Consider the following 255-nt stretch of genomic DNA (forward strand, 5'->3'; position numbering starts at 1 on the left):
CCCGTATTTCTACAGGCGTTTCCCACACAAAATTGGTGGGTCTGGGCAGATTCGAACTGCCGACCTCACCCTTATCAGGGGTGCGCTCTAACCAACTGAGCTACAGACCCAATTTCGGGCTGCTTCTTTCGTCTTCTTCAATGAATCAAGCAATTCGTGTGGGAACTTATGGAGCAGCTGATGTCGTCGATTAAGGAGGTGATCCAGCCGCAGGTTCCCCTACGGCTACCTTGTTACGACTTCACCCCAGTCATG

Annotated in this window: 1 tRNA gene and 1 rRNA gene; both read right to left on the reverse strand. The window is 51.8% G+C overall.

Going from position 1 to position 255, the window contains the following annotated elements:
* Positions 1 to 33 precede the first annotated feature (33 nt).
* Positions 34 to 110 (reverse strand) — tRNA-Ile (locus tag JMV15_RS28200).
* 81 nt (positions 111 to 191) lie between these two features.
* Positions 192 to 255, reverse strand: a 16S ribosomal RNA gene (locus tag JMV15_RS28205); the annotation flags it as partial.

This window comes from Pseudomonas paracarnis (assembly GCF_904063055.1).
Lineage (GTDB): Bacteria > Pseudomonadota > Gammaproteobacteria > Pseudomonadales > Pseudomonadaceae > Aquipseudomonas > Aquipseudomonas paracarnis.